16 protein-coding genes are annotated in these 16984 nt (G+C 71.3%); 9 read left to right on the forward strand and 7 right to left on the reverse strand.

Annotated features, from left to right (window positions below; all coding sequences use genetic code 11):
- Window positions 1-65 precede the first annotated feature (65 nt).
- Both ACTZWW_RS21070 and ACTZWW_RS21075 read left to right on the forward strand, forming a co-directional pair.
- Window positions 66-329, forward strand: a complete 264-nt coding sequence (locus ACTZWW_RS21070; RefSeq protein ID WP_444782932.1) for a helix-turn-helix domain-containing protein — start codon at window positions 66-68, stop codon at window positions 327-329.
- 147 nt (window positions 330-476) lie between these two features.
- Window positions 477-1874, forward strand: coding sequence for a M20/M25/M40 family metallo-hydrolase (locus ACTZWW_RS21075; RefSeq protein ID WP_444782933.1), 1398 nt, complete (start codon window positions 477-479; stop codon window positions 1872-1874).
- A gap of 27 nt (window positions 1875-1901) precedes the next feature.
- Here the strand turns inward: ACTZWW_RS21075 and ACTZWW_RS21080 are convergent, their stop codons facing one another.
- Both ACTZWW_RS21080 and ACTZWW_RS21085 read right to left on the reverse strand, forming a co-directional pair.
- Window positions 1902-3425 (reverse strand): HVO_A0114 family putative DNA-binding protein, encoded by a 1524-nt coding sequence (locus tag ACTZWW_RS21080; protein ID WP_444782934.1) that lies wholly within the window; start codon window positions 3423-3425, stop codon window positions 1902-1904.
- Between the two features lie 31 nt (window positions 3426-3456).
- Window positions 3457-3801 carry a toxin-antitoxin system TumE family protein gene (locus tag ACTZWW_RS21085; protein ID WP_444782935.1) on the reverse strand — a complete coding sequence of 115 codons (345 nt, stop codon included), beginning with the start codon at window positions 3799-3801 and terminating at the stop codon, window positions 3457-3459.
- A 344-nt stretch (window positions 3802-4145) separates the two neighbouring features.
- On the opposite strand from ACTZWW_RS21085, the gene ispG reads away from it, so the two are divergent.
- A complete protein-coding gene (gene ispG / locus ACTZWW_RS21090; protein ID WP_444782936.1) occupies window positions 4146-5417 on the forward strand; it encodes a flavodoxin-dependent (E)-4-hydroxy-3-methylbut-2-enyl-diphosphate synthase in 1272 nt (423 codons plus the stop codon).
- A 19-nt stretch (window positions 5418-5436) separates the two neighbouring features.
- Here ispG and ACTZWW_RS21095 read toward each other — a convergent pair whose 3' ends face one another.
- Complete coding sequence (locus ACTZWW_RS21095) at window positions 5437-7329, reverse strand: ABC transporter ATP-binding protein (RefSeq protein ID WP_444782937.1); 1893 nt, start codon at window positions 7327-7329, stop codon at window positions 5437-5439.
- A 95-nt stretch (window positions 7330-7424) separates the two neighbouring features.
- On the opposite strand from ACTZWW_RS21095, the gene ACTZWW_RS21100 reads away from it, so the two are divergent.
- The 3 genes from ACTZWW_RS21100 (at window position 7425) to ACTZWW_RS21110 (ending at window position 10763) form a co-directional block, all read left to right on the forward strand.
- Entirely contained in the window at window positions 7425-7889 is a 465-nt protein-coding gene (locus tag ACTZWW_RS21100) for a tRNA (cytidine(34)-2'-O)-methyltransferase (protein WP_444782938.1), read from the forward strand.
- A 122-nt stretch (window positions 7890-8011) separates the two neighbouring features.
- Window positions 8012-8998, forward strand: a complete 987-nt coding sequence (locus ACTZWW_RS21105) for an ABC transporter substrate-binding protein (RefSeq protein WP_444782939.1) — start codon at window positions 8012-8014, stop codon at window positions 8996-8998.
- A 4-nt stretch (window positions 8999-9002) separates the two neighbouring features.
- Window positions 9003-10763, forward strand: coding sequence for an ABC transporter permease (locus tag ACTZWW_RS21110; protein ID WP_444782940.1), 1761 nt, complete (start codon window positions 9003-9005; stop codon window positions 10761-10763).
- 248 nt (window positions 10764-11011) lie between these two features.
- On the opposite strand, the gene flgH is transcribed toward ACTZWW_RS21110, so the two are convergent.
- From flgH to flgF, 4 genes are read right to left on the reverse strand one after another with little or no spacing between them, the layout of a single operon-like run.
- Window positions 11012-11773 carry a flagellar basal body L-ring protein FlgH gene (gene flgH, locus ACTZWW_RS21115; RefSeq protein ID WP_444782941.1) on the reverse strand — a complete coding sequence of 254 codons (762 nt, stop codon included), beginning with the start codon at window positions 11771-11773 and terminating at the stop codon, window positions 11012-11014.
- A gap of 17 nt (window positions 11774-11790) precedes the next feature.
- Window positions 11791-12909, reverse strand: coding sequence for a flagellar basal body P-ring formation chaperone FlgA (gene flgA, locus ACTZWW_RS21120; protein ID WP_444782942.1), 1119 nt, complete (start codon window positions 12907-12909; stop codon window positions 11791-11793).
- A 5-nt stretch (window positions 12910-12914) separates the two neighbouring features.
- Window positions 12915-13706 carry a flagellar basal-body rod protein FlgG gene (gene flgG, locus ACTZWW_RS21125; protein WP_444782943.1) on the reverse strand — a complete coding sequence of 264 codons (792 nt, stop codon included), beginning with the start codon at window positions 13704-13706 and terminating at the stop codon, window positions 12915-12917.
- 19 nt (window positions 13707-13725) lie between these two features.
- Window positions 13726-14475 (reverse strand): flagellar basal-body rod protein FlgF, encoded by a 750-nt coding sequence (gene flgF, locus ACTZWW_RS21130; protein ID WP_444782944.1) that lies wholly within the window; start codon window positions 14473-14475, stop codon window positions 13726-13728.
- Between the two features lie 282 nt (window positions 14476-14757).
- Here flgF and fliL point away from each other — a divergent pair, with 282 nt between their 5' ends.
- From fliL to ACTZWW_RS21145, 3 genes are all read left to right on the forward strand, one after another.
- Window positions 14758-15291, forward strand: coding sequence for a flagellar basal body-associated protein FliL (gene fliL / locus ACTZWW_RS21135; RefSeq protein ID WP_444782945.1), 534 nt, complete (start codon window positions 14758-14760; stop codon window positions 15289-15291).
- Between the two features lie 58 nt (window positions 15292-15349).
- Window positions 15350-16516 carry a flagellar motor switch protein FliM gene (gene fliM / locus ACTZWW_RS21140; protein WP_444782947.1) on the forward strand — a complete coding sequence of 389 codons (1167 nt, stop codon included), beginning with the start codon at window positions 15350-15352 and terminating at the stop codon, window positions 16514-16516.
- A gap of 7 nt (window positions 16517-16523) precedes the next feature.
- The coding region (locus tag ACTZWW_RS21145; protein WP_444782946.1) for a DUF6468 domain-containing protein at window positions 16524-16984 on the forward strand (461 nt) is incomplete at its 3' end.

Genomic DNA, 16984 nt, shown 5'->3' on the forward strand with positions numbered 1-16984 from the left:
ACAACGGCAAGCCAGAACAAGGCGGAGTTTCGCAGAGGAATCCTACAGGGAAGGACAATAAAATCATGACGCAGGAGAAGCCGGCCCGCCTCACCTCGGCCCAGGTCCGCGCCGCCCGCGCGCTCCTGCGCTGGAGCCAGAAGACGCTGGCCGTCGCCTCGAACGTCTCGGTCCCCACCATCGCCCGGCTGGAGCTCCAGCACGGCCCGCTGAGCGGGACCGAGCTGACCGCGGCGGCGCTCAGGCGGGCGATGGAGGAGGCCGGTGTGGCGTTCATCCCGGGGAACGGAGGTGGACCGGGGGTGCGATTGCGCCGCGCGGACGTCTGATGCCGGCAAAGACTGCGGCGCGCGCTCGTTCGCCTTCGCCGTATCCGCCTGCCCTGGTGCGCCCGCGCCACCCCCTTGCCCCCGCCCCCCGAACGCGCGACACCTTCCCCCCGATCTCACACCCCAACCGCCCGACCGAAAGCCACCATGCCCTCCCCCCATCTCCCCGCCGTCCTCGCCCACATCGACTCCGACCTCGACGCCGCGCTCGAGCGGCTGTTCGCCTGGCTCGCGATCCCGTCGATCTCCACCGATCCGGCCTATGCCGAGCATTGCGTCGCGGCGGCACGGTTCATCCGGGAGGATCTGGCGAGCCTCGGGGTGGGGGCGCAGGTGCGGGACGTGCCCGGCGCGCATCCCGCCGTCGTGGGGCGGGTGGACGGACCCGCCGGCACCCCGCATGCGCTGTTCTACGGGCACTACGACGTCCAGCCTGTGGACCCGCTCGACCTGTGGGAGAGCCCGCCCTTCACGCCGGTGCGCAAGACGCTGCCGGACGGGCGCGAGGTGATCGTCGCCCGCGGCGCCTGCGACGACAAGGGGCAGGTGATGACCTTCGTCGAGGCCTGCCGGGCCTGGAAGGCCGTCACCGGCGCGCTGCCGATCGGCCTCACGTTCCTGATCGAGGGCGAGGAGGAGAACGGCTCGAAGGGGCTGCCCGCCTTCGTCGAGGCCATCAAGGACGAGCTGTCCGCCGATCTCGCGCTCGTCTGCGACACGACGCAGTGGGATCCGCGCACGCCCGCGGTCACGGCCTCCCTGCGCGGGCTCGCCTACGACGAGGTGATCGTGCGCGCCGCCGACCGGGACCTGCATTCGGGCCTGTTCGGCGGGGCGGCCGCGAACCCCATCCACATCCTGGGGAAGATCGTCGGCGACCTGCACGACGCGCAGGGGCGCGTGACGCTGGAGGGCTTCTACGACGGTGTCTCCGAGCCGCCCCCGGAGGTGCGCGCCCGCTGGGAGGCGCTGAACCTCACCTCCGAGCAGCTGCTCGGCCCGATCGGGCTGTCGCAGCCGGTCGGCGAGCGCGACCGGATGATCCTCGAGATGATCCAGTCGCGCCCGACCTGCGACGTCAACGGCATCGTCGGCGGCTACACCGGCGAGGGCACCAAGACTGTGATCCCGGCGCAGGCCTCGGCCAAGATCTCCTTCCGCCTCGTCGGCGACCAGGACCCGGAGGCGGTCTCGGCGGCGCTCGAGAAGCACGTGGCAGCGCGGGTGCCGGCGGACTGCTCGTTCGAGATCATCCGCCACAAGGGCTCGCGGGCGATCTCGCTGCCCTACGACATGCCCGCGCTCGCCGCGGCCGAGACGGCGCTCGCAGCCGAGTGGCCGAACGCGCCGGTGATCATCGGCTCGGGCGGCTCGATCCCGATCGTCGGCGACTTCAAGCGCACGCTCGGCCTCGACTCGCTGCTGGTCGGCTTCGGCCTCGACGACGACCGCGTGCACTCGCCCAACGAGAAGTACGACCTGACCAGCTTCCACAAGGGCATCCGCTCCTGGGCGCGGATCCTGGCGGAGCTGGCGGAGAGGTGAGGGAGGCGGGCGGTGTCGCGGGCGCCGTCAGGCGTCCGCGAGCCGGTCGGCGTTGTTGCCGTACTGGTGGCTCACCACGGCGAGCGTCGTGCCGTAGTGGCGCGCCACCCTCTCCATGGGCATGCCGTCCTCGACCATTTGGACGACGCCTTCGGCCGGTGCCATGAACTCGGCCGCGAAGGCGCGCCCTACCGCCTGCCGGTCGGTGTAGCGGTCCGCTACGCAGGAAGCGCGGCTCTCGAAGACCAGATAGTCCCCGATCGCGCGCGCGAGGGTGAAGGCGGTTCGCTCCGGCCCCTCGTCCTCGACGACGACGATCGGGCCCGCGTCACTCACGCCCTGGTAGCCGCGCAGCGCAGCAGGCGCGTCGAGGCTGCTCGCGGCGAAATAGTCGGATCCGAACCGTTCGGCGAGATGCTCGAGATCGATCAGGGACGCGTCCGGTCCGAGCTTCAGCGTCCTCCGCAGCGCCTTCGCCATCGACGTTCCGCGCTCCCACGGACGCGCGCTCGCTGGCAGCCGAACAGCCGATAGCGCACCGGCGAGTTCGGGCAGGCGCCGCATGGTGTTGACGGAGCCGTGGTCGCGAAGCTCGGCGGAGATCCATTCGGAGGCCGCGCCCAGCTCCTCGTCGAGCACGGCGGACGCGAAATCGAGCCGCACGTCCTCGTCGGGCATGTCCGCGATCAGCTCGCGGAGCGCATCCGCGCGCGCGTCGCCGAGATCGTAGGGCGAGATCCCGAGCGCACCGGCGGTCCGTGCGAAGGCGTGCTCGGCCGGGAAGGCGCGCGTTTCCAGAAGGCGCGCGAGCTTCGCCTGCATCGGCCGGTCGAACCTTCGCCCGGCGCGCAGCCGTGCGGCCACCGGCTCGAGCACCTGCGCGATGAGATCGCGCTCGAGCTCCTCCAAAGGCAGGAAGGCCGCGTCGCGCGCCATGGTGATCGGACCGCGAACGATCCGCTCGATGCGAGGGCCGTGCGACTTCACGGCGATCGGGACCGGGCCGGAGGCCGCGGCGAACGTCCCCAGAGGATGCGGAGCATCGCGCCGATAGAGCATGCGCCACCAATGGTCCACGAGCCCTCCGGCCCAGGCCTCGATGTCGGTCTCCAGGCTCACGGTCGCGAGGCCCTGACCATCCCGCCGTGGCAGATGGGCGAGGACGGCACCGCGCGCACCATCGTCCGGTGAACCGTCGAAGCGCACCGTCAGGAAAGACGGCTCGGCGACCGATTCGTCGGCCGGCCGGGTCGCGCGCGTCGGCAAATCGAGCAGACCGAGCTCCGCGGCCTTCTCCCGTCCGAGATCGGTCAACTCGGGAATCGACGACCGTCCGTCCTGCCGCAGGAGCACGAGCCCGGCTCCGACGAGAGCGCTCAGCGAACGGCTCACGTTCGGCTGCGCACGACCGGCGAGCTCGGACAGCGCGCTGATGCTCTGCGGGGCCTCGCGACCGATCAGGCCGAGCAGATCCCTGTTCCCTGCCGACGCCAGAACCTTGAATGCGTCCTCTGGAGCCGACGTGGCGACCGCGCGCATGCGTGCCAGCATGCGGTCCCGCAGGTCGTTTCCGGATATGGTCCTACTCATCGGTCTCGTCCTCGAACTCGAACGGGATTCCTCGCCGTTCGCACGCGGCCTCGACGCGCGCGAAAAAACCTGCGATCAGCGCTTGCGCCGTCGTGAACGCGTAGCGGACCCGCTGCTCGACGCGCCCGTCAGGGTGCTCGTGATCGAAGGGATCATGCTCGCCTGCGCCATCGAACCCGTGAGAATTGTCGAGCCCGAGCACACGATCCTTTCCATCCATCAGGTTCAGAGCGTAATCGAGCCCCCGGGGGCGGCCCGGCGTCGGATCGCACCATTCCGCACGAATAGCCATGGTCCACCCATTGGTCAGCCGGTACGTCCCCGCGAGCTCGATCAAGGCTGGCAGCTCGGGATGGAACGTATATCGTCCCTCGATATGAGACAAGGACTCTTGACGATCGGTTTCGTTCCTGGTTGCAATGTCGCACCCCTGCAACAGCCCTGCTCGTCCGTGGGAGGTCCAGTCGGACCCTCGACTCGGTTCTGCGTAGAACTCTCCGAGACGATAGAATCTCTGATATCCTGAATCGCAGTGTAATGAGGATGGCAGCCTCGATAGTCGGTAAAGTCAGGTATGGCTCCAAGTCACATGGCGGCTTCCGATCTGTGGCAACGCCTTGACGCGCGCCCCCGCAGGCGTCACCTCTTCCCCGGTTCCCCGCCCGACCCGGAAGCGCCCTCATGAGCCTCCTCGCCCAAGCCGATCACACCAAGTCCGGCCCCGCCGCGCGCCATCGGACGGTGGGCGTGATGATCGGTCACGTACAGGTCGGCGGGGGCGCGCCGATCGTCGTTCAGTCGATGACGAACACCGACACGGCGGACATCGACGCGACCGTCGCGCAGGTGGCCAAGCTCGCCCGCGCCGGCTCGGAGATCGTGCGCATCACCGTCGACCGGGACGAAGCCGCCGCCGCCGTGCCGAGGATCCGCGAGCGGCTCGACCGGATCGGCTGCGACGTGCCGCTGGTGGGAGACTTCCACTACATCGGCCACAAGCTGCTCGACGACCACCCGGCCTGCGCGGAGGCGCTGGCGAAGTATCGGATCAACCCGGGCAACGTCGGCTTCAAGGACAAGAAGGACCGGCAGTTCTCGATGATCGTCGAGAAGGCGATCGCGCACCGCAAGGCCGTGCGCATCGGCGCGAACTGGGGCTCCCTCGACCAGGAACTGCTCACCCACCTGATGGACCTCAACGCCGCGCAGGCCGAGCCGCTGCCGGCGGGCGCGATCACCCGCGAGGCGATGGTGCAGTCCGCGCTGCTCTCGGCGGAGCGCGCCATGGAGATCGGCCTGCCGAAGGAGAGCATCGTCATCTCCGCCAAGGTCTCGAACGTGCAGGACCTGATCGCGGTCTATCGCGAGCTGGCGCGCCGCTCGGACTACGCGCTGCACCTGGGGCTGACCGAGGCCGGCATGGGCTCGAAGGGCATCGTGGCGTCCTCGGCGGCGCTCGGCGTGCTGCTGCAGGAGGGGATCGGCGACACGATCCGCTTCTCGCTCACGCCCGAGCCCGGCGGCGACCGGACGCTCGAGGTGAAGGCGGCGCAGGAGCTGCTCCAGACGATGGGCTTTCGCACCTTCGTGCCACAGGTCGCCGCGTGCCCGGGCTGCGGGCGCACGACCTCGACCGTGTTCCAGGAGCTCGCGCGCGACATCCAGGACTGGATCGCGACCTCGATGCCCGAGTGGAAGACCACCCACCCGGGGGTGGAGGTGCTCAACGTCGCGGTGATGGGCTGCATCGTCAACGGGCCCGGCGAGTCCAAGCACGCCGACATCGGCATCTCTCTGCCGGGCACCGGCGAGACCCCCGCCGCGCCCGTCTTCATCGACGGCAAGAAGGCGATGACCCTGCGCGGCGCCACGATCGCCGACGACTTCAAGGCGCTCGTGGTCGAGTACATCGACCGCCGCTATGGGAAGGCGGACCGCTCGGCCGCGGAATAGGCCGGGCGGATCGCCTTCGTCAGCCCACCTTCATCAGGCCCGGCGCGTCCGCCCCGATGAACCCGCCCGACTGCCGCGCCCACAGGCGCGCATAGGCGCCGCCGCGCTCGAGCAGGGCGGCGTGGGTGCCCTCCTCGACGATGCGGCCCTCGTCGAGCACGATCAGCCGGTCGAGCGCGGCGATGGTCGAGAGCCTGTGGGCGATGGCGATGACGCTGCGGCCCTGCATCAGGCCCTCGAGCGACGCCTGGATCGCCGCCTCGGTCTCCGAATCGAGGGCGGAGGTGGCCTCGTCGAGGACGAGGATCGGCGCGTCCTTGAGGATCACGCGCGCGATGGCGATGCGCTGGCGCTGCCCGCCGGAGAGCTTCACGCCGCGCTCGCCGGTATGGGCGTCGAGGCCGCGCCGGCCCTGGTGGTCGACGAGCTCGGCGATGAAGCCGTCGGCGTTGGCGAGCCGCGCGGCGCGGGCGATCTCGGCGTCGCTCGCGTCGAGGCGCCCGTAGGCGATGTTGTCGCGGATCGAGCGGTGGAGCAGCGACGTGTCCTGCGTCACGACGCCGATCTGCGCGCGCAGGCTGTCCTGCGTGACGCGGGCGATGTCCTGGCCGTCGACGAGGATGCGCCCGCTCTCGACGTCGTGCAGGCGCAGCAGCAGCGAGACGATTGTGGACTTGCCCGCGCCCGACGGGCCGACGAGCCCGACCTTCTCGCCCGGCGCGATGCGCAGCGAGAGATCGTCGAGCACGCCGCCCTCCTCCTTGCCGTAATGGAAGCGCACCCGCTCGAAGCGGATCTCCCCCTCGTCGACCGTGAGCGGGCGGGCATCGGGCGCGTCGACGAGGCCGTGGGGCTTGGAGATCGTGCGCATGGCCTCCTGCACGACGCCGACGTTCTCGAACAGCCCGCGCACGCTCTGCATGACCCAGCCCGACATCGTGATCACGCGCATGACGAGCGCGAGACCCGCCGCGGCGATGCCCGCCGAGAGCGCGCCCTCGCGCCAGAGCAGGAAGGACAGGCCCGCGGTGGCGACGAGCAGCGCGGCGTTCATCACCTGGAGCACGACGGACACGCCGCTGACGAGGCGCATCATGTCGAGGAAGGCCCGGGTGTTGCGCGCGATCGCCTCGCGCACGGCCGAGCGCTCCGCGTCGGTGCGGGCGAAGAGCTTGACCGTCAGCACGTTGGTGTAGCTGTCGACGACGCGCCCCGTCATCGCCGAGCGCGTCTCCGCCACCTCGAGCGAGCGCACGCGGGCGCGCGGCACGAAGTAGCGCAGGAGCAGCGCGTAGCCGACGATCCAGCCGGCCATCGGGAGCGCGAGCCAGACCTCGATCGACAGGAACAGGCCGATCGCGGTCGCGGCGAACAGCACGACGTAGAGCAGCGTGTCGAGGAGCGTCACCGCGATCTCGCGCACGGCCTGCCCCGCCTGGAGCACCCGCGTCGACAGCCGCCCGGCGAAGTCGCCCTGGAAGTAGGAGATCGCGTGCCCGAGCGTGTAGCTGTGGGCACGCCAGCGGATCATGTTCGTCGCGTTGGCGACGAGGATCTGGTTGGTGATGAGGTTGTGCGCGAAGAACAGGATCGGCCGCAGCACGAGGACGAGCAGGGCGACGGCGAGGAGCGCCGTGCCGTGCGTGTCGACGATCGTCGCCGGGTCGCCGGAGGCGAGCACGTCCACGAACCAGCCGATGAGCAGGTAGATCGCGCTCTCGAACAGGCCGTAGGCGAGGGCGACCACGGTGAGCGCGACGAACCAGCCCTTCACCGGCGCAAGATAGTGCCATGCGAAGGGAAGCACGCCGGAAGGCGGGGTCTCGTCGCGGTCGAAGGGCGCGAAGGGGTCGATGCGGCTCTCGGCCCAGGCGAAGAGCCGGGCGGCGAGCGAGGGGCTGGATGCGGACATGGTTCGAACGTCGTGCTTCGTCGGGGCTTCGTCAACCGAGGCGGTGCCCGCACGGTTCACTTGACGCGTCGTCGCGGGGACACGATGACGAGAGCATGCGCCTCGTCCTCTACCAGCCCGACATACCCCAGAACACCGGCACGATGGTGCGCCTCGCCGCCTGCCTCGGCGCGGCGGTGGACATCGTCGAGCCCGCCGGCTTCGACCCGTCGGACCGCAACTTCCGCCGCGCCGGCATGGACTACCTCGACCGGGTGGAGATCCTCCGCCACCGCTCGTGGGACGCCTTCGAGGACTGGCGGCGCGGAGCCGGCGTGCGCCTCGTCCTGACGACGACACGCGCCGAGATCCGCTACACGGATTTCGCCTTCGCGCCCGGCGACGCCATCCTCGTGGGGCGCGAGTCCGCCGGCGTGCCGGACGCGGTGCACGCGGCGGCCGACGCGCGGGTGACGATCCCGATGCGCGCGGGCTTCCGCTCGCTCAACGTCGCGGTGGCTGCGGCGATGGTGCTCGGCGAGGCCTGCCGGCAGGCGGGGTGGGCGGGGGTCGACGGATGAGCGGGCCCGCCGCGTCGCAGAGCTGTCACCCGAGCGTCACGCGCGCTTGCTACCGCCACCGGCGAGGCGCGCGTGCGCGCACGCCGTCCCCCGCGCTCCACTCCTTCGACGAGGTTCTCCGCATGAAGACGATGCTCCGCCCCGTGATCGCCGGCCTCGCGCTCGCGTCGGTCTCCACGCTCGCGCTCGCCCAGTCGGGCTCGATCACGGTCTACACCTCGCAGCCCACCGAGCAGATGGCGACCATCGTCGAGGCCTTCAACGAGGCTCATCCGGACATCCAGGTCGAGGTGTTCCGCTCGGGCACGACGGAGGTCGTCAACCGGCTGCAGGCCGAGTTCGCCGCCGGCTCGACGCCCGCCGACGTGCTCCTCATCGCCGATGCGGTGGCGATGACGCAGCTCAAGAACGACGGCCGCCTCGCCGCCTACGCGGACGCGCCGGTCGAGGGCCTGCCCTCCGCCGTCATCGATCCGGACATGACCTTCTTCGGCACGAAGCTGATCACGACGGGCATCGTCTACAACACCGAGCTCGTCGAGACGCCGCCGACCTCCTGGATGGACCTGACCCGGCCCGAGATCGCCGGCTCGCTGACGATGCCGAGCCCGCTCTACTCGGGTGCCGCCGTCTACCACGTCGGTACGATGGTGCAGCAGCCGCAGTTCGGCTGGGACTACTACGAGACGCTGGCCGACAACGGCGCCATCGCCGGGCGCGGCAACGGCGGCGTGCTCGAGGCGGTGGCCCGCGGCGAGAAGGCCTACGGCATCATCGTCGACTTCATGCCGCTCAACGCCGCCGCCGACGGCTCGCCGGTCGGCTTCGTCTTCCCGTCCGAGGGCGTCTCCGCGATCACCGAGCCGGTGGCGATCGTCGAGGGCACGGACGACATGGAGGCCGCGCAGGCCTTCGTCGACTGGACGCTGTCGCAGGCCGGGCAGGCGCTGTCGGCCTCGCAGGGCTACATTCCGCTGATCGACGGTGTCGACCTGCCGGAGGGCCGCCCCGCCCCCTCGCAGCTCACGATCCTCGAGGCCGACCTCGGCGCGATGATCGAGAACGACGAGGCGAACAAGCGCGCCTTCGCCGACCTGTTCGGCGGTTGACCTCATGCTGGAGCGCGCGCAGGCCGTACTGCCCTCGCGCCTGCGCGCGCCACCCTCCTGGCGCCTGCGCGCCCCCTCCGGCGAGACGATCCTGCTCGCCGGCGTCGCCCTCTATCTCGGCGTCTTCACGCTCTGGCCGCTCGGGCGCCTGCTCCTGGAGGCGGTCGGGCCCAACGACGCCGGCGAGACGCTCGGCATCCTGCGCGACCAGTGGCAGTCGCGCTCCACCTCGCGGGCGCTGTGGAACACGCTGGAGGCCGGCACGCTCGCGACCCTCGTCTCGGTTGTGCTCGGCGCGACCATGGCCTTCGTCGTGGCGCTCACCGACGTGCGCGCCAAGACGGCGCTCACCTTCGCGCTGCTGCTGCCGCTCCTCGTCCCCTCGCAGATCACGGCGCTCGCCTGGATCGAGCTGATCGGCCCCTCCTCGCCGATCCTGCGCCCGCTCGGGCTGGCGAGCCCGCCCGGCACCACGAACCCGCTCTATTCGCTCGGCGGCATCGTGCTCGTCATGGGCGTCGAGCACGCCGCCCTCGTCTTCCTCGCCGTGCGCGCGGGCCTGCGCGCCATGCCGCGCGATCTCGTCGAGGCCGCGCGGATCGCGGGCGCGCGGCCGCTCGTCGCGACGCTGCGCGTCGTGCTGCCGCTGTCGCTGCCGGCGCTGCTCGCGGGCGCGGCGCTCGCCTTCGTCTCGGCGATCGGCAATTTCGGCGTTCCCGCGCTGCTCGGCATCCCGGGCCGCTACACGATGCTGACCACGCTCATCTACCAGCGGCTGAACGGCTTCGGGCCGTCGGTGCTCGGCGAGGTGGCGGCGATCGCGCTCATCCTGATCCTGATCGCGATGGGCGGCCTCGCGCTGCGGGCGATCGTCGCCGCGCGGATGCATGCGCGGGTCGAGCGGGCGAGCGCGATGCTGCGGCCGTTTCCGCTCGGGCGCGCCCGGCTGCCGCTCGAGACGGGCGTGTGGGTCGTGCTCGGCCTCGTCTCGTTCCTGCCGCTCTGCGCGCTCCTCGCCGCATCGCTGACGCCCGCCGTCGGCGTGCGGCTGTCGCTCGAGACGCTGACCCTCGATCACTACCGCTTCGCGGTGCTGGGCCAGGAGATGACGCGGCGCGCCTTCGCGAACTCGTTCCTGCTCGCCGGGGCGACGGCGCTCGTCGCAGGCCTCGTGGCGGTGCCGCTCGCCTACCTCGCGGTGATGCGCCGGATGAGGGCGGCGCGCGTGCTGGATCTCGTCGCGGACACCCCCTACGCCATCCCCGGCACGGTGCTCGCGCTGGGCGCGATCCTCGTCTTCCTGCCGCCGCTGCCGATCCTCGGCGTGTCGGTCTACAACTCGCTCTGGATCATCCTCTTCGCCTATTTCGCGCGCTTCATGACGCTGGCGCTGCGGCCCGTGACGGCGAGCCTCGAGACGATCGAGCCGGCGCTCGACGAGGCCGCACGGATCGCCGGCGCGCGGGCGTTCCGGCGGCTCTTCGTGATCGTCGTTCCCATCGCCGCGCCGGCGGCGGTGGCGGGCGGGCTGCTCATCTTCATGACGGCGTTCAACGAGCTCACGGTCTCCGCGCTGCTCTGGTCCTCGGGCACCGAGACGCTCGGGGTCGTGGTCTTCTTCCTGCAATACGAGGGCAACTCCCCGGCCGCCGCAGCGCTGGCGACGGCGACGGTCGTCGTGACGCTGCTGCTCGCGCTCCTGCTCGACGTGGTGGGCCGTCGGCTGCCGGGGGACGTGGTGCCCTGGCGCGACGCCACGGGGTGAGCGCGCCAGTCGCGACCCGGATCCTCCCAGCAGGGCCCCCCGCGGGGGAGGAGGAGCGTCGCGGCTTTCGTTCGCCGTCCATGGCGTGCATCCACCCGGGAACGGGGAACGGCCCCGGCTCGGGGAAGCCGGGGCCGTCGGGGCGGATCGGCGGCACGGTGCTCGGGGAGCACTGGGGAGCGGCCGACGATCCGGGGGAGGGAACGGGGGTAGGGGATCCTTCGCAGGGGAGCCGGGGAGGGGACGCGTCAGAAAGGCAGGAGGATGTCGAGCACCTGCTGGCCGTAGCGGGGCTGCTGGACGTCGGTGATCTGGCCGCGGCCGCCGTAGGCGATGCGCGCCTGGGCGATCTTGGTCGAATCGATCGTGTTGTCGTTCTCGATGTCCTCCGGGCGCACCACGCCGGCGACGATCAGCTCGCGCACCTCGAAGTTCACGCGCACCTCCTGCTTGCCCTCGATGACGAGGTTGCCGTTGGGCAGGCGCTGGGTCACGACCGCGGCGACGTTCGTCGTCAGCTGCTCCGAACGGCGGATCGAGCCCGCGCCGCGGCTCGAGGAATCCGAGCTCGCGTCCACGAGGGCGTCCGCCTGGATGTCGTCGCCGAAGACGCGGTCGTACTGCGTCTCCAGGCCGAACAGCCCACCTGCGCCCAGGGCCTCCGAGTTGGCGCGCGAGCGGCGGGTCTGGTTGTCGAACTGGGCGCGGTCGGTGATGCGCACCCGCACCGTGACGAGGTCGCCCACCTGCGCGGCGCGCTGGTCCTTGAAGAAGCCGCGCGCGCCCTGGCGCCAGAGTGAGTTCGAGGCGAAGGAGACCACCTCCGGCGTGGGCATCGGCATGCGCACCGGAACGTAGCCCGGCTGGGCGGTCGGATCCTCGATGGCCGTGAGTGCCGGGGCGCGACCGACGTTGGCGAGCCGGTCGGCGGTGCCGCAGGCGGCGAGCGTGCCGGCCAGCGCGACGAGCGCGACGGCGCGCGCGGCGAGGCGGGGAAGCGAGCGGAGCATGGCGATCTCGTCCGGCATCAGTTGGCGAGGGCCGCGACGCGGCCGTGGAAGGCGTTGCCGACGCGCACCGTGCCCGGGCCGATGACGGCGCCCTGCACGATCCGCCCGGAGACGGGGTTCTCGACGTCGACGACCTCGCCCTCGGCGCCCGCCTGGCGGGAGGTGCCGCGCAGGGTGAGGGTGAGCGAGCCGCTCTCGTAGACCATCAGCACCGTGCCGTTGCGTTCCACCAGCATCGGCCGCTCGAGATCGCCCTGGCGGAGCAGCGCGCCGGCGGTGAGGGAGCGGCGCGCGACGCGCCCGTCGACCTCGATGGCGTCGAGCCGGGTGTCGGCGGGAACGCGTTCCACGGCGCGGCGCTCGATGCGGTAGTCGTCGGCGCGGATCGGCTCGCCGCGGGCGATCGAGCGGGCGAGGACGGCGACGGGCACGACCTGCCGGGCGACGCCGCTGACGGCCGCCTGGGCACGGCGCTCGGCCGGGCTCGGGCCGACATAGGCGGTCGCGGTGAAGCGGCGGGTCGAGGGGTCCCAGGCGAGATCGGTGATCGCAACGGGCTCGGTCGCCTCGGGTGAGACGAGGAGGCCGGGCGGCGTACCGTCGAAGGCGATCTCGATCTCGTCCGAGGGCAGCATCGCCGTCTCCGCGATGCGCTCGGAGAGCGCCGCGGCGACCGCCTCCTGGCCGATGCGGCGTGCGGCGCGGGTCACCGTCACCTGCTCGCGCCCGCCGGTGGCGACGTCGACGACGCCGAGGGCGTGCGCGGCCAGCAGCAGGCGCGCCACCTGGATCGTGCCGAGCTCGCCGAGCGCCGGGGCGTGGAAGACCGGCGTCGCCGCGACCGCGGCGGGCGCGTCGGCGACGAGGTCGCCCAGCCGGATGACGTCGCCGGAGACGATCACGTCCCCGCGCAGGCTCGGCGACGCGGCGGCGATGGGAGCGACGGGCGTGGCCAGCGCGGCGACCTGCCCGGCGGCCGGCTGGGCGAAGACGTCCTGCGCCAGGCTCGGCCGCGCGGCCGCGGCGATCGCGACGGCGAGCCCGAGGATCGCCGCGGCGCGTGCGACGGCGCCGAGGGGGAGGCGGCCGGCGGGGGGGCGCGCGGCGGCACGGAGGGAAGCGAAGCGCAGCGTCATCGTCCTCACCCCCGGAACATCTGGCTGGCGGCCTGGAGCATCTGGTCGGCCGCGGAGATGACGCGCGAGTTCATCTCGTAGGCGCGCTGGGCGGAGATCAGCGCCGAGATCTCGGTGACGGCGTTGACGTTCGCCTCCTCGAGGTAGCCCTGCTGGAGCGAGCCGTAGCCCTCCTCGCCCGGGTTGCCCTGGACGGGATCGCCGGAGGCGGCCGTCTGGAGGAAGAGGTTGTCGCCGATCGACTCGAGGCCGACCTTGTTGACGAAGCGGGTGAGCTGGATCTGGCCCACCTCCTGCGGCTCGGGCGCGTCGGCCGTCGTCACCTCGACCACGCCCGAGGCGCTGATCGAGACGCTCTGGACGTTCTGCGGGATGACGATGCCCGGCTCGACCTCGTAGCCGTCCTTGGTGACGAGGCGCCCCTGCGCGTCGAGGTCGAAGCCGCCGTCGCGGGTGAAGGCGGCGCGACCGTCGGGCAGGCGGATCTGGAAGAGCCCCTCGCCGCGCACCGCGATGTCGAAGTCGCGCTCGGTCGGGGTGAGGTTGCCCTGCGTCATCGCACGGGCGGTGGAGACGGCCTTGACGCCCGAGCCGATCTCGATGGCGGACGGGGTCTGGGTGTCCTGCGCGGAAGTGGTCGCACCGGCCCGGCGCATGGTCTGGTAGAGCAGATCCTGGAAATGGGCCTGCTGGCGCTTGTAGCCGGTGGTGCGCATGTTGGCGATGTTGTTGGAGATGACCTGGACGTTCAGCTCCTGGGCCATCATGCCGGTCGCGGCGGAGTAGAGGGCGCGCATGGTTGCGTCTCCTTCGGGCTTACGCCGCTTCGCCGAGCGTGCGGATGGCGGTGCGTTGCAGGTCGGTCAGGCTCGACAGGGTCGAGGCGACGCGGGTGTAGGCGCGGCTCACCTCCATGAGGCGGGTCATCTCGTAGACCGCGCGCACGTTGGAGCGCTCGATGAAGCCCTGCTCGACCCGGGCCCGCTCTCCGGCGGGCTGGGCCTGCTGTGCGGGCTCGACCGCCGCGAACAGGTTCGCGCCCATGTTCGAGAGCATCTGCGGGGCGTCGAAGCGCACCAGAGCGAGCCGGCCGCGCTGGCCGGCGTCGGTGGAGATCGTGCCGTCGCCGGCGATGACGATGCCGGTGTCGCCGGGCTCGAGCTGGATCGCGCCGCCGTCGCCCATCACGGGAAAGCCGTCGGAGGTGACGAGGCGGCCCTGCGGATCGACCTGGAAGGCGCCGTTGCGCGTGTAGCGCTCGCCCGCCGGCGTCTCGACGACGAAGAAGGCGTCGCCGCGGATGGCGACGTCGAGCGGGTTGCCGGTGGGCTCGGTCGCCCCGTCCGACAGATCGATCGGGCTGCCCGCGTCGATGACGAAGGAGAGCTTGCGATCCGGCCACGGGAAGGTCTCGGCGGACGCGTCCGGCTCGAGATATTCCTCGAAGCGCGACGAGCGCGCCTTGAAGCCGTTGGTGTTGACGTTCGCCATGTTGTTGGCGATCACGTCGAGCTCACGGGCCAGCGCCACCTGGCGCGACAGGCCGATGAGAAGCGTGTTCTCCATGAGAGACGCTCCTTGTCCCCGATTGTCCCCGCCGGCCCCGTTCACGCTCCCCAGCGCCGGGCCCGGCACGCTCCTATTCGCGAAGACCGTGCCAGCCGGGTCGGTGAGCCGGAATGCCTTGGAAACCAAGGCGTCCGTGAAAGCCGCCGTTCACCCTGACGACGGACGCCCGGCGCCGCGCGGCAAGAAGGACCCGGCAGGTTTTGCCGCCTTAACGCGGCATTAACCACGCCTCGACGATTGTCGGGCCACGTGCCGATCGGTTCGGGCGCGGGGGACTCCATGGCGAAGAAACCACGCAAGGGCGAGGACGCCGAGGTCGAGGGCGAGGGCGCCGAGGCCGAAGCCGGCTCGGGCGGCAAGAAGAAGAAGCTGATCCTCATCGGCGCGGTCGCCGGCGTGCTGCTGATCGGCGGCGGCGCGGGCGCGTTCTTCTTCCTGTCGGGCTCCGACGAGGCGGCGGAGGCCGAGGCGGCGGCGCTCGCGGAGGCGGAGGCCGCCGTGCCGCCGACCTTCGTCGACGTGCCGCAGATGACCGTCAACCTCGCCCCCGAGCCCAACGAGGAGCGCCCGCGCTTCCTGCGCTTCACCGCGCGTCTCGAGGTTTCCGATCCCGTCGCCGCGACCGAGATCGCGCCGCTGATGCCGCGCGTCGAGGACGCGTTCCAGACCTACGTGCGCGAGCTGCGCGCCTCCGACCTGCACGGCTCGGCGGGCGTCTATCGCCTGCGCGAGGAGCTGCTTCGCCGCGTGAACATCGCCGTCCACCCCGCAGAGGTGGACGCGGTGCTCTTCGGCGAGGTCGTGGTGCAATAGGGAGCGCGCCTTGGCCGACGAACCCGAGGAGATCGACGACGACTGGGCCGCCGCCCTGATGGAGCAGAAGGCGGGCGAGGAGGCCGACGCCTCGCTCGCGGACGAGTGGGGGCAGGCGCTCGCCGAGCAGGGCACGGCGGCGGCGGCCTCCGACATGGCGGCCGAATGGGCCACCATGATCGACGAGGCGGAGGACGATTCCTCCCCCGAGCTCGCCGGCGCCGACCGCATCCTCGTGCAGGAGGAGATCGACCAGCTTCTCGGCTTCTCGCTGCGCGAGATGTCGGCCTCGGGGGCGGGGGGCATCCGCGCGATCGTCGATTCGGGCGTCGTCTCGTACGAGCGCCTGCCCATGCTCGAGATCATCTTCGACAGGATGGTGCGCCTCCTGTCGACGAGCCTGCGCAACTTCTTCAACGACAACGTCGAGGTCCAGCTCGACAACATCTCCTCGGTGCGCTTCGGCGACTACCTGAACTCGATCCCGCTGCCGGTGCAGCTCGCCGTCTTCCACGCGGAGGGCTGGGAGGGCTCGGGCCTCGTCACCATCGAGTCGAACCTCGCCTACGCCACGCTCGACCTGCTGCTCGGCGGCAAGCGCGGCAACCAGGGCACGCGGCTGGACGGGCGGCCGTTCACGACGATCGAGATGCAGCTCGTCAAGCGCATGGTGGAGATCGTGCTCGCCGACGCCGAGACCTGCTTCGGCGTGCTCTCGCAGGTGAACTTCTCCGTCGACCGGATCGAAACCAACCCGCGCTTCGCCACGATCACGCGGCCTGCCAACGCGGCGATCCTGATCGAGCTCAAGCTCGACATGGAAGGGCGCGGCGGCACGTTCCAGATCCTGCTTCCCTACGCGACGATCGAGCCGATCCGCGATCTGCTGCTGCAGAGCTTCATGGGCGAGAAGCTCGGGCGCGATTCGGTCTGGGAAGGGCATCTCGCCACCGAGATCTGGCAGGCGGACTTCGAGATCCAGGCCGTGCTCCACGAGATGCGCCTGCCGCTCAAGCGGGTGATGAAGCTCGAGGTCGGCGACACCCTGATGCTCGACGCCAAGCCCTCGGACCTCGTCACCCTGCGCTGCGGCGACTGGCGGCTGACGCAGGGCCGCGTCGGGCGCGTCGACGACAAGATCGCCATCCAGGTCGCGCGCCCCCTGCGGCGCTCGCGCACCACGCTCGCCGGCTTCGAGGCGAGCCTCAAGGGCCACAAGGAGTGATGCGCGGATGACGTCGGTGCTGATGTTCCTCGCCGAGATCCTGGTCGCCGTGCTGCTGGTCGCGTGCATGGTCACGTGCGCGCGGCTCGGCCGGCGCATCGCCCGGCTGCAGGCGGACGAGGCCTCCATGCGGCGCACGATCGGCGAGCTCGTCACCGCCACCGACAACGCCGAGCGCGCCATCGCCGGCCTGCGCGCCACGCTCGGCGAGTGCGACCGCACCCTCGCCGAGCGCCTGCGTACCGCCGAGCGCTATGCCGCCGATCTCGCGAGCCAGGTCGAGGCGGGGGAGAGCATGATGGGACGCATCATGCAGATCGTTGAGAGCTCGCGACGCGCCGCCGCCGCGCCGCCGGCGCCCTCCGTGGCGCAACCCCAACCCCACCGCGAGTCCGCCCCGCGTCCGCAGCCGGTTCCGCCGCAGCCGCTCCCGGGTGCGGCCGCCCGCGTCCCGGCGCGGCCCGAGCC

This window comes from Salinarimonas sp. NSM (assembly GCF_052380005.1).
Taxonomy (GTDB): domain Bacteria; phylum Pseudomonadota; class Alphaproteobacteria; order Rhizobiales; family Beijerinckiaceae; genus Salinarimonas.